Consider the following 15,111-nt stretch of genomic DNA (forward strand, 5'->3'; position numbering starts at 1 on the left):
CCGAAAGGACAGCATGACCGACACGCCCCACATCACTGACAGCCACTGCCACCTCGATTTCGAGAGCCTTGCCGCCGACCTGCCCGGCGTCATCGCCCGCGCCGCTGACGCAGGCGTCACGCGCATGGTCACCATCTGCACCCGGCTAAAGAATGAGCCCGCCGTGCGCGCCATTGCCGAGGCGCATGATCCGGTGTTCTACGCCGCGGGCACCCACCCGATGTCCGCTGCCGAAGAGCCTCTGGCTTCCGTCGACGAACTGCTCTCCCTGACCCAGCATCCCAAGATGGTCGGCATCGGTGAGACCGGCCTTGATTACCACTACACCGCCGAGAGTGCCGAGGTGCAAAAGACCTCCTTGCGCATCCATATCGCTGCGGCGCGGGAAAGTGGCCTGCCGTTGATCATTCACGCCCGCGATGCGGATGACGACATGGCCCGCATCCTGCGCGAGGAACATGCGCAAGGTGCCTATTCCTGTGTCATGCATTGCTTCTCCTCCTCGGCTGAACTGGCCCGCGCGGCGCTGGACCTGGGGTTTTACCTGTCGATGTCGGGCATCACCGCCTTTCCCAAGTCGCGGGACTTGCGTGATATCTTCAGCCAAGCCCCACTCGACCGCATCCTTGTGGAAACCGACGCGCCCTACCTCGCGCCGCCCCCGCATCGGGGCAAGCCGAATGAGCCTGCCTTCACCGCCCATACCGCCCGCCGCGGGGCAGAGACCTTTGGCCTCGACTACGCCGATTTCGCGGCCCGCACGCAGGCGAATTTCGAGCGGCTCTTTGCGAAAGCCGCCGCTTGGGAGCCCGCGCGCTGATGGCTGAGTTGCGGGTGACCATATTGGGCAGCGGCTCTTCCGGGGGCGTGCCGCGGATCGGCGGCCACTGGGGGGACTGCGACCCGAATGAGCCCAAAAACGCCCGCCGCCGCTGCTCGATCCTTGTGGAGCGGGTGACGGATGCGGGCACAACCACCGTTCTGATCGACACCTCCCCCGACATGCGCAGCCAACTTCTCGACGCGGGCGTCGGACGGCTTGATGCGGTGATCTACACCCATGCCCATGCGGACCACGTGCACGGGCTGGATGACCTGCGCATGGTGGTAATGAACATGCGCGCCCGCCTGCCGGTCTGGGCCGATGCGCCCACGCGGGACGCGCTGATTGAGCGCTTCGGCTATGCTTTCGTGCAGCCCGAATGGTCGAGTTATCCGCCCATCCTCGACATGCATGACATCACGGGCGAAGTCCGCATCGACGGCCCCGGCGGCACGCTCGAATTCGCGCCCTTTACCGTGACCCACGGCAATATCGACGCGCTTGGCTTTCGCTTTGACGATATCGTCTATCTGCCCGATGTCTCAGCCATTCCCGAGGACTGCTGGCCGATGATGGACAACCTGCGCTGCTGGATCGTCGATGCGCTGCGCCGTGACCCGCATCCGACCCATAGCCATTTGGCACAGACGTTGGAGTGGGTCGCCCGCGTGGCACCACAAACCGCCGTTCTGACCAATATGCATAACGATCTTGATTACCACACCGTCGCCGCGGAAACGCCGGATCATATTCAACCGGCCTATGACGGGCTGACCCTTCATTTCCCCCTACCTCATTCAGACTAGGCGGCGCCGGGCGCAGGCCTAAGGGTCGGCGCCCCGCCGCGCCCCCAAAAGGCCCTTTTAAGTGCAAACTCTTTTAGACGTTATTCTGCCGGTCTTTCTGGTCATCGGCTTTGGTTACGTGGCGGTCTGGCGCGGGCTGTTCCCCGTCTCTGGCATCGACGGGGTGATGAAATTCACCCAGAACTTCGCCATCCCCTGCCTGTTGTTCCAAGCCATTGCCCGCATTGACCTTTCCAGCAGCTATGATCCGCGTCTTCTGAGCAGTTTCTACGGCGGTGCGGCGCTGTGCTTTGCACTTGGCATCCTCGGCGCGCGGGTGCTCTTCCGCCGCGATTGGGAGGACAGTGTGGCGATCGGGTTCTGTTGCCTGTTTTCGAACTCGATCCTCTTGGGCCTGCCGATCACCGAACGCGCCTATGGGCCCGAGGCGCTGGCCGGGAACTATGCGATCCTGTCGTTCCACGCGCCCTTTTGCTATGGTTTGGGCATCACGGTGATGGAATTCGTGCGCAACCGCGGGCAATCGGGCCTGTCGCTTCTGCGCAATGTCAGCCGCGCGATGTTCCGCAACGCGCTGGTGATTGCGATTCTTGGTGGATTTGCCGTCAACCTCAGCGGCTTGCCGATCCCCGGCGTGGTGGATGACGCGCTGTCGCTCATCGTCCGCGCCGCCCTGCCCGCGGCGCTCTTCGCGCTTGGCGGGGTGCTGCTGCAATACAAGCCCGAAGGCGACATGAAAGCGATCCTCATGGTCTGCGCCATCGCCCTCTTGGTACATCCCGCGCTGGTCTGGAGCTTTGGCACCATGTTTAACCTGCCGCAGGCGGGATTTCGGTCCGGCGTGCTGACGGCGGCCATGGCACCGGGGTTCAACGCCTATATTTTCGCCAATATGTACGGCCGCGCGCGCCGTGTCGCGGCAAGCTCGGTGCTGATCGCGACGGGCAGTTCGATTTTGACGGTATGGCTTTGGTTGACGGTTCTGGGCTGAACGAAAGCGTCCGCGAAAAGCCTGAAATATCCGTCATTTAGGAGGGGAAGTGGTGCGGGTGAAGGGACTCGAACCCCCACGCCATAGGCGCCAGAACCTAAATCTGGTGCGTCTACCAATTCCGCCACACCCGCACTGCACCAACCGGTGCCCGCGCTGATTAGCAAACCCGCGCGGCAGATGCGAGAGCAAAAAAGCACAAGACATTAACCAGATGTTTGCATATGGTTGGTGATACCTGAGGCAGGTACAATAGAAAGAGACGCCCATGAAACCGAATACGGTCGGGTGCGTAGGCGACAACGATCGCCATGGGGGGCAGTTTTCCCCATTTGCTGCGCTGGACACCGGTCTTGTGCAGGGCGCCCTAATTCTGACGCTGGACGGTGAAATCCCGGTTGAGTTCCTCTCGGTCGGGGATCGGGTCATCACGCGCGACAGTGGCTTTGCCAAAATCCTTCACATTCAACGCACGACCCGCAAGGTGCGGCGCATCGCGCTGGCGGCAGGATCGCTGGGCCACACGCGGCCCGAACGCGATGTACAACTCGCCGGGGATCAGATGCTGCTGGTGCGCGATTGGCGCGCGCGGGCGCTTTTCAACTCCGAACGCGCCTTGGTCGCAGCGCGCGCATTGGTCGACGAGGAATTCATCACCGATCTGGGTGAGGAAGAGACGACGTTGATCCAGATTTTCTGCAACGGCCCGCATATCATCTATGCCGATGGGCTTGAGCTTGGCACCGCCGATGCCGCCCGCGCCCGCGGTGCGGTGCTGCACGCCGCTTAAACCCCCAAGTCGCGCAACACCTGTGGCATCAGGTCCGGCAGATCCTCAGCAATCAGCCCCGGCCCATGCTGCAACGCCGCCTGCGCATGCATCCACGTGGCGAGGGTGGCCGCCTCTACCGGTGCGATCCCCCGCGCGAGCAGGCCGGTAATAAGCCCCGCCAAGACATCGCCAGCCCCCGCAGTGGCCAACCACGGCGTCGCGCGGTCTTGGGTCGCGCGGTGACGCCGCAGGTTCCCCTCTGGCGTGGCGATGATCGTCTCGGGCCCTTTCAGCAAGATCACGCACCCAAATCGCGTGGCTGCATCCCGGGCGGCCTGCGCTTTTGCGCCCTGCCCCTCAGCCTTGGCGGCCTGCGCCAAATCGGGGGCCAGTCGGGCGAACTCTCCCATATGGGGCGTTAAAACGCAGCCGGGGTGAAGGGCGGCGCGCAGATCGGCGTCTTGCGACAGCAGGGTGATCGCATCGGCGTCCAGAACAACTTGGGGCGCGGCAAGGGCGGCCTTGACCATCTCCGTCGCACGCGCCCCCAATCCCAAGGCGGGACCAAGACAAAGCGCGTTGATCCGCCTGTCTTTCAACGCCTCCGACAACGCCGCGCCATCCGGCACCCTTTGCAGCATGATCGCCGTGACCTGCATCGCTGTTTCAAGCTGCGCCGCTGGCGGCACGCCCAATGTCACAGCCCCGGCGCCGACCCTCAGTGCCGCGCGCGCCGCCATCCGTGCGGCACCGGTCTGGCCCGGCCCGCCGGACAGGATCAGCGCATGGCCGTGGTCGTATTTATGCCCCGGCTGCTTGCGCAACAGTGCAACATCAAGGCTCTCGCGGGTGATCTCGGAAATGGTCATGCATAGGGTTCTAGCAAGCACCACACGAAGGTACAGTCCGAGTCCGATTCATCACCGCCTATTTTTTAGGCGTAGCGCCCAAATTCTCAGCGCCCCTTGGCAAATGCATCCGCCGCGCCATGTTACCCCCTGCCCGGCGCTGGACGTTACGCGGGCAGGATGCTCTGTCGAAACCAGAGCATAAATGCGCGGGAATTGTCAGGGGAATACCATGAAAAAGATCGAAGCCATCATCAAGCCGTTCAAACTCGACGAAGTCAAAGAAGCCCTTCAAGATGTGGGCGTTCAAGGCCTCAGCGTGATTGAAGTAAAAGGCTTCGGCCGTCAAAAAGGCCACACCGAACTCTACCGTGGTGCGGAATATGTCGTAGATTTCCTTCCCAAAGTGAAGGTGGAAGTGGTATTGGATGACGATCAGGTCGATGCCGCTATTGAGGCCATCGTCGACGCCGCCAAAACGGAGAAAATCGGTGACGGCAAAATCTTCGTTTCCCCTGTAGAACAAACAATTCGCATCCGTACCGGTGAATCCGGTTCAGACGCACTTTGACATCGGCCTTCGGGCCCAGACTACGAATAGACCATAAAGGACCTACACGATGGATACCCAGGAATTCCTGAGCAAAATCAAAGATGAAGGCATCGAATATGTCGACATCCGCTTCACTGACACCCGCGGCGCCTTGCAGCACGTTACCATCGTAAGCGATCTGGTCGACGAAGATTTCCTCGAAGAAGGCTTCATGTTCGACGGCTCGTCCATCGCAGGTTGGAAAAGCATCGAAGCCTCCGATATGAAGCTGATGCCTGATGTCAGCACCGCCTATGTCGACCCCTTCTATGCAGAAACCACGATCTGTCTGCATTGCTCCATCGCCGAGCCCGACACCGGCGAAAGCTATGAGCGTGACCCCCGCGGCACCGCCGAAAAAGCCGAAGCCTATCTGCGCTCCTCCGGCATCGGCGACAATGCCTACTTTGGCCCCGAGGCCGAGTTCTTCCTTTTCGACAACGTCAAGTTCTCGAACCAGATCAACAAGGTATCTTACGAAGTTGACGCATCCGACGGCTCGTGGAACTCCGACACCGATTATGAAATGGGCAACATGGGTCACCGCCCGGGCCTCAAGGGTGGCTACTTCCCGGTGAACCCGGTGGACGAAGCCCAAGACCTGCGCGCCGAGATGCTTTCGACGATGAAGCGCCTTGGCATGAAGGTCGACAAGCACCACCACGAAGTTGCGTCCTGCCAGCACGAACTGGGTCTGATCTTTGGTGAGTTGACCGAGCAGGCGGACGAAATCCAGAAATACAAATACGTGGTCCACAACGTGGCTCATGCCTATGGCAAGTCGGCCACCTTCATGCCCAAGCCGATCTTTGGCGACAACGGCTCTGGTATGCACGTGAACATGTCGATCTGGAAAGACGGCAAGCCGCTGTTTGCAGGTGACAAATACGCCGACCTCAGCCAAGAAGCGCTGTGGTTCATCGGCGGCATTCTGACCCACGCCAAATCGCTCAACGCCTTCACCAACCCGACGACCAACAGCTACAAGCGTCTGATCCCGGGTTTTGAAGCCCCCGTTCTGCGCGCCTATTCCGCGCGCAACCGGTCGGGCTGCGTGCGTATCCCATGGACCGAAAGCCCCAAAGCCAAGCGCGTTGAGGCCCGTTTCCCCGATCCGGCGGCGAACCCCTATCTGGCCTTCTCGGCCCTCTTGATGGCTGGCCTTGACGGCATCAAGAACAAGATCGATCCGGGCGAGGCGATGGACAAGAACCTCTATGACCTGCCCGCAGAAGAGCTGGCGGACATCCCGACAGTGGCCGGTTCGCTGCGCGAAGCGCTGGACGAACTGTCCAAGGACATGGACTACCTGCTGGCCGGTGACGTGTTCACCCGCGACCAGATCGAAGGCTATATCGGGCTGAAGATGGAAGAGGTTCTGAAATTCGAACAGACCCCACACCCCGTCGAATTCGGCATGTACTACAGCTGCTGATCCATCCCCGCCCTACCGGGCGATTGGAGAAATTAGAAAGGGCGCGGTTCATTCCGCGCCCTTTTGCATGGCCCCCCCCCGGAACAGAGCCTCCCGTGCCGCGTTGGCTTGGCAGAGCAGCGAGAGAGGGGTGCGGATCATGGCCGAGGATTCAACGGCGCTGACGGATGTTGTTGACGAGCTGAAAGACGCCTCCCAGGGGAAAGACACCGTTGAAGTCGGCCAATTGATCGACGCGCTAGACCAACGGGGCTACGGCCCTGCCCTTGCTGTCATTCCGCTGATGGAGCTTACCCCCTTGGGCGGCATTCCCGGTTTCCCAACCGTTCTGGCGCTGTTGGTCGGCATCCTCGCGTTGCGGCTGCTGCTGGGCTATGAGCATTTTTGGGCCCCGAACTGGCTGCGCGAACGATCTCTGAAATCCGAAAAGGTGTTAAAGTCGGTTGAGTGGCTGCGGCCCGTGTCCGAATGGATCGACGACAAGTTGCATGCCCGGCTGTCCCGCTTTGCAGGCCCCACCGGTCAAAAGGTCGCCTGTGTCGTCATCCTTTGCCTTTGCCTCTCCGTCCCGCCGCTTGAGGTGGTGCCCTTTGCCACCTCGGCCCCGATGATCGTGATCTCAATCTTCGGGCTGGCGCTGCTCTATCGTGACGGCCTGCTGATGTTGCTGGCCTTTATTGGGGCGGGTATCGCTGGATTTGCGGGCGCGTCCTATTTTCTCGGCGGCTGACCGCAACCCGCCCCACCATCGCCATAAAAGGGCCACAGGACCTAAGCAATCTTTAACGAGACCCTGCAAAGGAAGCAGATAAGATGGCGATTTCCACGACGACTTTCAGCGAGCGGCTGACCCGCATCGAACAGCGCGCAAAACGCGCGGACGGCAAGCACCGCCGCGCCAAACGCAGCCGAAAAGGGCTGATGTTTCTGGTGACCTTCGCTTTGCTGTTCGGCGGCGCGAGTTTTGCCCAAGATAGTGCCCCGCAGGTCAATGCCTGGGCAGGCACTGCGATCGAATATGTCCGCGCGCTGCTGCCGCGCTGAGGGTCAAAGATTTTACCTTCCCTTCACCAACTGAGTTGAACCGTTGTCCAGACGGGCTAACCTCTGATCGGCACACAGACGCAGAGGGTCAAACTCATGTTCAAATCACTTTTCACCACCACCGCGGCCATCTGCACCTTTATGGCCGCGCCCGCATTGGCAGCCCAATGCGGCAATACGGCAGATGGCTTTGATGCTTGGAAAGGCGCTTTCGCCCAAGAGGCCCGCGCCGCCGGAGTAGGCCAGCGCGGACTGGATGCCTTGGCCAGCGCCCGCTACGCCAATGGGACCATCGCCGCTGACCGGAACCAGAAATCCTTTAAGTATTCCCTGTCCAAGTTCATGCAGGTGCGTGGCGCGGATACGATTGTAGCCCAAGGCCGCAAGCGTAAAGCCCGCAGTGCGGGGCTCTTTAACGCGCTTGAGCAGCGCTATGGCGTGCCCGCGGGGGTTTTGCTGGCGATCCACGGGATGGAAACGGGCTTTGGCGGTTTCATGGGCAATAGCGCGGTCGTCTCCGCGATCACCACGCTGGCCTATGATTGCCGCCGCTCCGACTTTTTCGTGCCCCATGCCATCGGTGCCCTAAAGCTGGTGGACCGCGGCGCGATCACGCCCAACACCCAAGGCGCGAAACACGGTGAGCTTGGCCACACCCAATTCCTGCCCGGCAACGCGCTGACCTATGGTGTCGATGGCAATGGTGATGGCCGCGTGGATTTCTACAACGAAGTCGACGCGCTCGCCTCGACCGCCAATTTCCTGCGCCAGAAAGGCTGGCAGCCGGGGGCTGGCTATCAGGAGGGGCAGCCGAACTTCCGCGTCATTCAGGCATGGAACGCGGCGGGCGTCTATCAAAAGGCCATCGCCATCATGGCCAGCCGCATCGACGGCTAAGAACCACTTAATCTTTGTTAAGCCGCGGCGCGTCCCCTTGGGGCGCGCCGCTTGCGTTTGTGGGCTCGGCGGGCCTCTGAGCCCGTTTAATTCCCACAGGTCAACGGGTTCCCTGCAATCTTTTGGTCTGACCGGGGAACCGCCCGCAGCGTCATTCGTTGGACTGTAGATAAGATAATTGCTGCAGACGAATGGAGGGACCCATGCACGGAATTTTCTACCTCATCGGCCTGATCGTGGTCGTTCTCGCGATCCTGAATCTCGTATTTTAAAGGAGGTCACCATGCCCGACGACAAAAACACACAGACCCAAACCGCCGCCGCGAAAGAGCAGGCGACCGCTGCAAAAGACAAAGCCGCCGCTGCCGCCAGCAGTGCTGCCGAGAGCGCCAAGGCACAGGCCCGGGACGTGGCCGACACCGTATCTGCCGAAGCCACCAACTACGCCTACCAAGCGCGTGACACCGCCGCCGACGAAGTCAAAGGCGTCGCGTCCGCGCTGCGCACCGCAGCCGATGAGCTGCGCAGCGGCTCCCCGCAGGAGCGCAGCTTTAGCCAACTCGCCGATGGCCTTGCCGATGTTTCCGACACGATGCGCGACAAAGATCTGGGCGAAATGATGGGCGACCTTAATGGCTTTGCCAAGCGCAACCCGCTGGTCTTCCTTGGTGGCGCTGCCCTTCTAGGCTTTGTGGCGACCCGCTTTGCCAAAGCGTCCAGCGACCGGCCTCAGGGCGGCTATGGCGGCAGCGGCGTCGAATATGACGACGACGACCGTATCGACCGGCCCATGCCCGGCACGCCGCCCACAGGCGCCGCAAGCACCGTGCCCGGCCGCACCGCCGCACAGCCGACCCCGCAGCCTGCCGCGCCCAACGTCGTAACAGGAGAGAAAGCATGACCACCGAAAGCAATAAATCCGCCGGGAGCCTGCTGACCGAAGCACTCTCCCACGTCAGTTCCCTGATGCGCAAAGAGGTTGATCTGGCCCGCGCCGAAGTGAACGAGAACCTGAAACATGCGGGCGTGGCCATCGGCCTGATCGTCGGCGCCGTGGTTGTTGCCCTCACTGCACTGAACGTGCTGAGCGCCGCCCTCGTCGCCGCGCTGACCGAAGCCGGCATCGCCGCTGGCTGGTCCGCCGTGATCGTGGGCGTTCTTCTGGCCATCGTCGCCTATGTGATGGTCCAGAAAGGCACCAATGATCTGAAACTCAGTAGCCTTGCGCCGACCCGCACCGCCAAAAACGTCAAGCGTGACGCAGCAACCATGAAGGAGATCTACGATGACAAATGACTCCAGAAACCCCGAAGAAATTGAACGCGAAATCGAACGGGAGCGCGCCGGTCTGGCCGATACGCTGGACGATTTGCAAGACCGCTTCTCCGTCGAAGGCATCGCGCGTCAGTTTTCTGACCAGTTCCGCGAACATGGCGGCGACTGGGGTCGCTCCATCTCTGACGCGGCCAAGCGCAACCCGGTTGCTCTAGCGCTGACAGGTGCTGGTCTGGCGTGGATGATGTTCGGCAGCGGCAACAGCCGTGACCGCCGTGGCTACGAAGGGCTGGACCGCGACCGCGCACATCCCGTGCCGGTGCCGGTGACCAACACCGAAAACCGTCCCGCCGTACGCGACGCAGGCCGCTCCTCCGCCCCCGCAAGCGCCTACGCCTCCAGCTATGGCTCCGAGCGTGGCGCAGGTGACAATGTGCCCGCATGGGCTCGTGACGTGCACCATGACGACGATGACAGCCGTGGCTTGGGCGACCGTGCCCGCTCTGCCGCTGGTAGCGTAAAGGGGGCCGCAGGCTCCGCCGCGAGTGGTGTGTCCGGTGCCGCAGGCTCCGCCGCCGGTAGCGTCAAAGGCGCTGCAAGCTCGGCTGCTGGTCGTGCCCGCTCTGCCGGGTCGTCGGTTGCCAGCGGTGCCCGCTATGCCCGTGACCGCGCGTCTTATGGTGCAAGCTCTGCCGTCGACAGCATCCGCAGCACCGCCAGTGGCGCCGCCCATAGCGTGCGTGACAGCGCCAATGCTGCCAACGAGCGTGCCCATGTGCTGCGCGACCGTCTGTCGGAAGGCACCGAGAACATGACCGCCGAAGCGCGTGAGCGCATCGTGATGGCCCGTGCTCGTGCCGTCGATGCGTGGAATGCCGGTGGCCGCTATGCCCGTCAGGGCGGTGAGCGTGCCTCGGACATGTTCGAAGAGCATCCGATGGTCGCTGGTGCATTGGCTCTCGCAGTGGGTGCCGCCATCGGTGCCGCCCTGCCCCGCAGCCGCACCGAAGACGCCTATCTGGGCGAGCACAGCGATGCGCTCTTTAACGAAGCCGAGCGTATCTATGTGGAAGAGCGTGACAAGCTGAGCAAAGTGGCCAAGGCCGCCACGGATGAGGCAGGCAAAGTCTTGAAAGAGACGAAAGCCAACGCCGATGCCGCAGCCGACGAAGAGACCGCCGCCGACGCCGCCGTGAAAAAGGCCAAGGAAAGCGGTCAACGCGTTGCAGATGCTGCCAAAAACGAAGCCGACAAGCAAAAGCTCGGCGACGTGAAGAGCTAAGCGATACCATTGCCCGCTCCCGGCATCCGGGGGTGGGCTCCTTTTTTACGACAATAATTGCAAGTCAGAGGTACGATTATGGCGCGCGGACGTGAAGCGGAAACGCCGATGGAGATACCGGCCCCCGGATGGAAAGACATCCTGTTTCGGGTCAAGGACGAAATCGCCGCCGATCACGTGTCGCTCGTTGCCGCCGGTGTCGCCTTTTATGCGCTGCTGGCGATTTTTCCCGCTGTTACCGCGCTGATGGCGCTGGCCGGGCTGGTGATGGAGCCTGCTCAGGTCACCGCCCAGCTTGAAGCGCTGACAAACCTCATCCCCAAAGAAGCCGCCACCATCATTCTCGATCAGGCCGTTGCTGTGACCGGATCGGAAGAGACCGGGCTCGGCTGGGCCTTTCTCATCGGTCTGGGTCTTGCGCTCTACTCTGCCTCCAAGGGCGTTGGCAGCCTGATGGAAGGTCTCAACGTGGCCTATGATGAGAATGAAACCCGCGGTTTCGTCACCAAACTGATCTGGACACTGGGCCTCACCGTGATGCTGATCGGTGTGCTGCTCTTGGGTCTTGCCGCGACACTGGCGGTGCCTGCGGTAGTCGCCTTCCTCGCCCTGCCGGATTGGGTTGAGACATTGCTCACCTATGGCAGTTGGGTATTGCTTGCCGCGCTCACAACGCTCGCGCTGGCCGTGCTTTACCGCTATGGCCCCGCCCGCGATGACGCAGAGTGGAAATGGCTCACCCCCGGCTCTGTCATCGCCTGCATCCTGTGGATCGTCGCCTCTGTCGGTTTTTCGATCTATGTCAGCAACTTCGGCAGCTATAACGAGAGCTTCGGCAGCATGGCCGGGGCGATCATCCTGCTGATGTGGCTGTGGATTTCGGCCTTCATCGTGCTCTTGGGGGCCGAGTTCAACTCCGAAATGGAAGCCCAGACCCGTAAGGACAGCACCACCGGTCCAGAAGAGCCGATGGGCCACCGCGACGCGGTCAAGGCCGACAGGCTGGGCCGCGCCAAGGGTAAATAGGAGGGGATCCAATGGCACCGCGCGCACTCTGGAAAGGTCAGCTTCGCCTGTCGTTGGTGTCGATCCCGGTCGAGATATTCTCGGCCACCAAGACCAGTTCCAAGGTCTCTTTTCGGCAGATTCACAAACCCTCGGGCAAGCGGGTGCGCTATGAGAAATCCGTGCCCGGCATCGGGCCGGTCAAGGCAGAAGATATCGTCAAAGGCTATGAGGTCGGCAGTGACGAATATATCCTGCTTGACCCCGACGAAGTGGATGAGATCAAACTCGAGACGAAGAAGACCTTTGAGCTGGTGCAATTTGTCGACGCCTGCGAAATCTCTCCGCTCTATTTTGACAAGCCCTATTACATCACCGCCTCTGACGATCTGGCCCAAGACGCCTACCGCGTGGTGCGCGACGCGTTGCGCCAAGCGGGCAAGGTCGGTTTGGGGCAGGTCACCATGCGCGGCAAAGAATATCTGGCCTGCGTCAAACCCTGTGGCGACGGGCTGCTGATGGAGACGCTGCACTACGCCGATGAGCTGCGTGAGGCGGATCAGATTTTCACCGATATCGAGGATGAGAAGACCGACAAGGACCTGCTCGATGTGGCGACATCGCTGATCGACAAGAAAACAGCCCCCTTCGACGCCTCCGCCTATACCGACAAATATGCCGAGGCGATGCAAAAGCTTTTGGATGCGAAGGTGAAAAACAAGAAAACCCCGCGCGTGCAAACCGGGGATGACGGCCCTGCCGAGGGCGAGAATGTCATCGACCTAATGGGCGCGTTGAAAGAGAGCCTGAAGGAAGCGGGCGGTAAATCCAGCGCCAAGAAGAAGGCGCCGCGCAAGAAGGCCTCGTGATGGCCAAATCTCCCGACAGGCTTGCCGATTATAACGCAAAGCGCGATTTTAAGGCGACAGCCGAACCCCGTGGTCAGATCGGCAACGGTGCGGGCCAAAGCTTTGTCGTCCAGAAACACGACGCCACCCGCCTGCACTATGACTTTCGTCTTGAATGGGAGGGGGTGCTGCTAAGCTGGGCCGTCACCAAAGGCCCCTCCCCCGACCCATCCGAAAAGCGTCTTGCCGTGCGGACAGAGGATCACCCGCTCGACTACGGCGGGTTCGAAGGAACGATCCCAAAGGGGCAATATGGCGGCGGCACGGTGATGCTCTGGGACCGGGGCACATGGATGCCGCAGGGCGATGTCGCCAAGGGGTTGAAGGACGGCAAGCTCAAATTCACGCTGCAAGGCCAACAGATGCAGGGCGGTTGGACACTGGTGCGGATGCGGGGCCAGGAAAAGCGGGAGAACTGGCTGCTGATCAAGGAGCGCGACGACTATGCCCGCGATGTGCCGGACGGGCTGACCAAGGGCACTGCCCGGTCTATCACCACAGGCCGCACCATGGCGGAAATCGCCAAGGATGCCCCCGCGAAAGATGTCGCGGACCCACAGCCCAAACGCAAAGGCAAGAACCCCAGCTTTGTCAAACCACAGCTTGCCACGCTCGTTTCCGACGCGCCCGAGGGCGAGGATTGGATGCATGAGACGAAATTCGACGGCTACCGCTGTCTGGTCTCACTCGGCAAGGGCGGTGCGCGGCTCTATACCCGCTCGGGCAAGGATTGGACTGACAAATTCAACGGGCTTGGTCATGCTTTTGATCCGCTGCCCTGCGATCGCGCCTTGCTGGACGGAGAGGTCATGGCGGCCAAGATCAATGGCTCTGCGTTTTCATCGCTGCAAAAGGCGCTGAAAGAGGGGCATCCGCTGGTCTTTTATGCTTTCGATTTGCTGTCGCTTGATGGCGATGACTTTCGGGATGAGGCACAAAAAGACCGCCGCGCCCGTCTGGCAAAGTTGCTTTCCGGCGTGCCAGCGGGCGGGCCGTTGCGGCTGAGCGAACATGTTGTCGGTCATGGCCCCGAAGTCTTTGACCGCGCGTGCAAAGCCGGGGCCGAGGGGATCATCAGCAAACGTATCGACGCGCCCTACTCCGGCAGACGCAGCAAGAATTGGCTCAAGGTCAAATGCACCCGGCGGCAGGAATTCGTCATCATCGGCTATTCCCCCTCTGACAAAAAGGGCCGCGCCTTTGCCTCGCTCCTGTTGGGCAGTCATGAGGGGGGTGAATTACGCTATAAAGGCCGTGTCGGCACGGGGTTTTCCGAAGCGGTGATGGCCGATCTTGCCCGTGCCATGACCGCCCGCAAAACCCCGCCCGCCAGCGACATGCCAGCCGAGGTTGCGCGGGATGCGAAATGGGTCCGCGCCGATCTGGTGGCCGAGGTCGACTTTACTGAGTTCACCGCCGATGGCGTGATCCGCCACGGCAGTTTTCTGGGCCTACGTCAGGACAAGGACGCCGCCCAAGTGACATTGGAGGAACCGCAGGAGGAGCCGAAGATGGGCGATGACAGCAAGATCGGCGGCGTGCAGATCACCAACGCCGACCGCAAGGTTTTCCCCGACGCCGGTTGCACCAAGGGTGACGTGGCGCGGCACTACGCGCGTGTCGGCCCGCGCATGATTGAACTCATGGGCCATCGCCCTCTGTCGCTGTTCCGCTGCCCCTCGGGGATCGACGGGCAATGTTTCTTTCAAAAACACGACAGTGGCGGGATGCCTGATGCACTGTCACGGGTATCGATTGAGGAAAGCGATGGCGACGCGGCGGATTACCTCTATGCCACGCGGCCCGAAAGCCTGATCGCGGCGGCGCAGATGGGCAGTCTGGAATATCATATCTGGGGCGCGCGGGTTGACCGGTTGGACCGCCCCAACCGGCTGGTCTTTGACCTTGACCCCGATGAGGGGCTGGACTGGCCCGACATCCGCGCGGCAGCCTTTGAGCTGCGCGACGCGCTGGCGGCTCTGGGCCTGCAATCGGGTGCCATCGTCACCGGCGGCAAGGGCGTGCACGTCTGGCTGGCCTTACGCCGGACACGCGGCTGGGAGACGGTCAAGCTGTTCTCCAAGACCTTTGCCCATGTCATGGCGGCGCAGAACCCTGATTGCTATGTCGCGACCATGTCCAAGGCCAAGCGCAAGGGCCGCATTTTCATCGATTGGCTGCGCAATGAACGCGGGTCTACGGCCATCGCGCCCTATTCCCTGCGCGCGCGCCCCGGTGCGCCGGTTGCCGTGCCGGTGACATGGGAGGAATTGGAAAACCTCGACAGTGCCAACGGGTTCCGCATGGGCGATATCGCCGCGCGGCTGGATCGGCCCTGCCCCGCGCGGGCCGTGCAAGACGATCTGCAATCGCTGACCGATGGGGTGATCGAGAAGCTGCAGGCTTGGTCTGAAACCTAGCGGTTATCTTTCG

General features: G+C 61.6%; 16 protein-coding genes and 1 tRNA gene. 15 read left to right on the forward strand and 2 right to left on the reverse strand.

The window, feature by feature from the left end; translation table 11 throughout:
• Positions 1-13: 13 nt before the first annotated feature.
• From T8A63_RS11470 to T8A63_RS11480, 3 genes are all read left to right on the forward strand, one after another.
• Positions 14-820, forward strand: coding sequence for a TatD family hydrolase (locus T8A63_RS11470; RefSeq protein WP_322343881.1), 807 nt, complete (start codon positions 14-16; stop codon positions 818-820).
• Complete coding sequence (locus tag T8A63_RS11475; protein WP_322343882.1) at positions 820-1,629, forward strand: MBL fold metallo-hydrolase; 810 nt, start codon at positions 820-822, stop codon at positions 1,627-1,629. Before T8A63_RS11470 ends, T8A63_RS11475 begins: the two co-directional genes overlap by 1 nt.
• 61 nt (positions 1,630-1,690) lie before the next feature.
• Positions 1,691-2,620, forward strand: a complete 930-nt coding sequence (locus tag T8A63_RS11480; protein WP_322343883.1) for an AEC family transporter — start codon at positions 1,691-1,693, stop codon at positions 2,618-2,620.
• Between the two features lie 50 nt (positions 2,621-2,670).
• Here the strand turns inward: T8A63_RS11480 and T8A63_RS11485 are convergent.
• Positions 2,671-2,754, reverse strand: a tRNA-Leu gene (locus T8A63_RS11485).
• 134 nt (positions 2,755-2,888) lie between these two features.
• On the opposite strand from T8A63_RS11485, the gene T8A63_RS11490 reads away from it, so the two are divergent.
• Positions 2,889-3,410, forward strand: a complete 522-nt coding sequence (locus T8A63_RS11490) for a Hint domain-containing protein (RefSeq protein ID WP_067939494.1) — start codon at positions 2,889-2,891, stop codon at positions 3,408-3,410.
• On the opposite strand, the gene T8A63_RS11495 is transcribed toward T8A63_RS11490, so the two are convergent.
• A complete protein-coding gene (locus tag T8A63_RS11495; protein ID WP_322343884.1) occupies positions 3,407-4,261 on the reverse strand; it encodes an NAD(P)H-hydrate dehydratase in 855 nt (284 codons plus the stop codon). The genes T8A63_RS11490 and T8A63_RS11495 overlap by 4 nt on opposite strands.
• A 211-nt stretch (positions 4,262-4,472) precedes the next feature.
• Between T8A63_RS11495 and T8A63_RS11500 the strand changes: the two genes are divergently transcribed.
• The 11 genes from T8A63_RS11500 to ligD all read left to right on the forward strand — a co-directional run bounded on the left by T8A63_RS11500 (position 4,473) and on the right by ligD (position 15,098).
• On the forward strand, positions 4,473-4,811 hold the full coding sequence (locus T8A63_RS11500) for a P-II family nitrogen regulator (RefSeq protein ID WP_067266338.1): 339 nt from the start codon (positions 4,473-4,475) through the stop codon (positions 4,809-4,811).
• 49 nt (positions 4,812-4,860) lie between these two features.
• Complete coding sequence (glnA, locus tag T8A63_RS11505) at positions 4,861-6,267, forward strand: type I glutamate--ammonia ligase (RefSeq protein ID WP_067625776.1); 1,407 nt, start codon at positions 4,861-4,863, stop codon at positions 6,265-6,267.
• Positions 6,268-6,406: 139 nt separating this feature from the next.
• A complete protein-coding gene (locus T8A63_RS11510) occupies positions 6,407-6,997 on the forward strand; it encodes an exopolysaccharide biosynthesis protein (protein WP_322343885.1) in 591 nt (196 codons plus the stop codon).
• A gap of 83 nt (positions 6,998-7,080) precedes the next feature.
• Complete coding sequence (locus T8A63_RS11515) at positions 7,081-7,311, forward strand: hypothetical protein (RefSeq protein ID WP_322343886.1); 231 nt, start codon at positions 7,081-7,083, stop codon at positions 7,309-7,311.
• A gap of 96 nt (positions 7,312-7,407) precedes the next feature.
• A complete protein-coding gene (locus T8A63_RS11520) occupies positions 7,408-8,208 on the forward strand; it encodes a lytic murein transglycosylase (RefSeq protein ID WP_322343887.1) in 801 nt (266 codons plus the stop codon).
• 283 nt (positions 8,209-8,491) lie between these two features.
• The gene (locus tag T8A63_RS11525; RefSeq protein ID WP_120350782.1) at positions 8,492-9,109 is read left to right on the forward strand and encodes a hypothetical protein; all 618 of its coding nucleotides are present in this window, start codon (positions 8,492-8,494) and stop codon (positions 9,107-9,109) included.
• Complete coding sequence (locus T8A63_RS11530; RefSeq protein WP_322343888.1) at positions 9,106-9,504, forward strand: phage holin family protein; 399 nt, start codon at positions 9,106-9,108, stop codon at positions 9,502-9,504. The genes T8A63_RS11525 and T8A63_RS11530 overlap by 4 nt, the downstream gene beginning before the upstream one ends.
• Positions 9,494-10,765, forward strand: coding sequence for a DUF3618 domain-containing protein (locus T8A63_RS11535; RefSeq protein WP_322343889.1), 1,272 nt, complete (start codon positions 9,494-9,496; stop codon positions 10,763-10,765). Before T8A63_RS11530 ends, T8A63_RS11535 begins: the two co-directional genes overlap by 11 nt.
• A gap of 78 nt (positions 10,766-10,843) precedes the next feature.
• Positions 10,844-11,791 carry a YihY/virulence factor BrkB family protein gene (locus T8A63_RS11540; protein ID WP_067623518.1) on the forward strand — a complete coding sequence of 316 codons (948 nt, stop codon included), beginning with the start codon at positions 10,844-10,846 and terminating at the stop codon, positions 11,789-11,791.
• A gap of 11 nt (positions 11,792-11,802) precedes the next feature.
• Complete coding sequence (locus T8A63_RS11545) at positions 11,803-12,639, forward strand: Ku protein (RefSeq protein WP_317389557.1); 837 nt, start codon at positions 11,803-11,805, stop codon at positions 12,637-12,639.
• The gene (ligD, locus tag T8A63_RS11550; RefSeq protein ID WP_322343890.1) at positions 12,639-15,098 is read left to right on the forward strand and encodes a DNA ligase D; all 2,460 of its coding nucleotides are present in this window, start codon (positions 12,639-12,641) and stop codon (positions 15,096-15,098) included. The genes T8A63_RS11545 and ligD overlap by 1 nt, the downstream gene beginning before the upstream one ends.
• Positions 15,099-15,111: the final 13 nt, after the last annotated feature.

It is taken from the genome of Sulfitobacter sp. OXR-159 (genome assembly GCF_034377145.1).
Taxonomy (GTDB): domain Bacteria; phylum Pseudomonadota; class Alphaproteobacteria; order Rhodobacterales; family Rhodobacteraceae; genus Sulfitobacter.

What these genes read in the sequence shown, in the direction of transcription:
- T8A63_RS11525 (WP_120350782.1), top strand. Translation starts at nt 8,492, where the DNA reads ATGCCCGACGACAAAAACACACAGACCCAAACCGCCGCCGCGAAAGAG.
- T8A63_RS11470 (WP_322343881.1), top strand. Translation starts at nt 14, where the DNA reads ATGACCGACACGCCCCACATCACTGACAGCCACTGCCACCTCGATTTC.
- T8A63_RS11510 (WP_322343885.1), top strand. Translation starts at nt 6,407, where the DNA reads ATGGCCGAGGATTCAACGGCGCTGACGGATGTTGTTGACGAGCTGAAA.
- glnA (WP_067625776.1), top strand. Translation starts at nt 4,861, where the DNA reads ATGGATACCCAGGAATTCCTGAGCAAAATCAAAGATGAAGGCATCGAA.
- T8A63_RS11535 (WP_322343889.1), top strand. Translation starts at nt 9,494, where the DNA reads ATGACAAATGACTCCAGAAACCCCGAAGAAATTGAACGCGAAATCGAA.
- T8A63_RS11490 (WP_067939494.1), top strand. Translation starts at nt 2,889, where the DNA reads ATGAAACCGAATACGGTCGGGTGCGTAGGCGACAACGATCGCCATGGG.
- T8A63_RS11520 (WP_322343887.1), top strand. Translation starts at nt 7,408, where the DNA reads ATGTTCAAATCACTTTTCACCACCACCGCGGCCATCTGCACCTTTATG.
- T8A63_RS11475 (WP_322343882.1), top strand. Translation starts at nt 820, where the DNA reads ATGGCTGAGTTGCGGGTGACCATATTGGGCAGCGGCTCTTCCGGGGGC.
- T8A63_RS11495 (WP_322343884.1), bottom strand. Translation starts at nt 4,261, where the DNA reads ATGACCATTTCCGAGATCACCCGCGAGAGCCTTGATGTTGCACTGTTG.
- T8A63_RS11515 (WP_322343886.1), top strand. Translation starts at nt 7,081, where the DNA reads ATGGCGATTTCCACGACGACTTTCAGCGAGCGGCTGACCCGCATCGAA.
- ligD (WP_322343890.1), top strand. Translation starts at nt 12,639, where the DNA reads ATGGCCAAATCTCCCGACAGGCTTGCCGATTATAACGCAAAGCGCGAT.
- T8A63_RS11540 (WP_067623518.1), top strand. Translation starts at nt 10,844, where the DNA reads ATGGCGCGCGGACGTGAAGCGGAAACGCCGATGGAGATACCGGCCCCC.
- T8A63_RS11545 (WP_317389557.1), top strand. Translation starts at nt 11,803, where the DNA reads ATGGCACCGCGCGCACTCTGGAAAGGTCAGCTTCGCCTGTCGTTGGTG.
- T8A63_RS11530 (WP_322343888.1), top strand. Translation starts at nt 9,106, where the DNA reads ATGACCACCGAAAGCAATAAATCCGCCGGGAGCCTGCTGACCGAAGCA.
- T8A63_RS11500 (WP_067266338.1), top strand. Translation starts at nt 4,473, where the DNA reads ATGAAAAAGATCGAAGCCATCATCAAGCCGTTCAAACTCGACGAAGTC.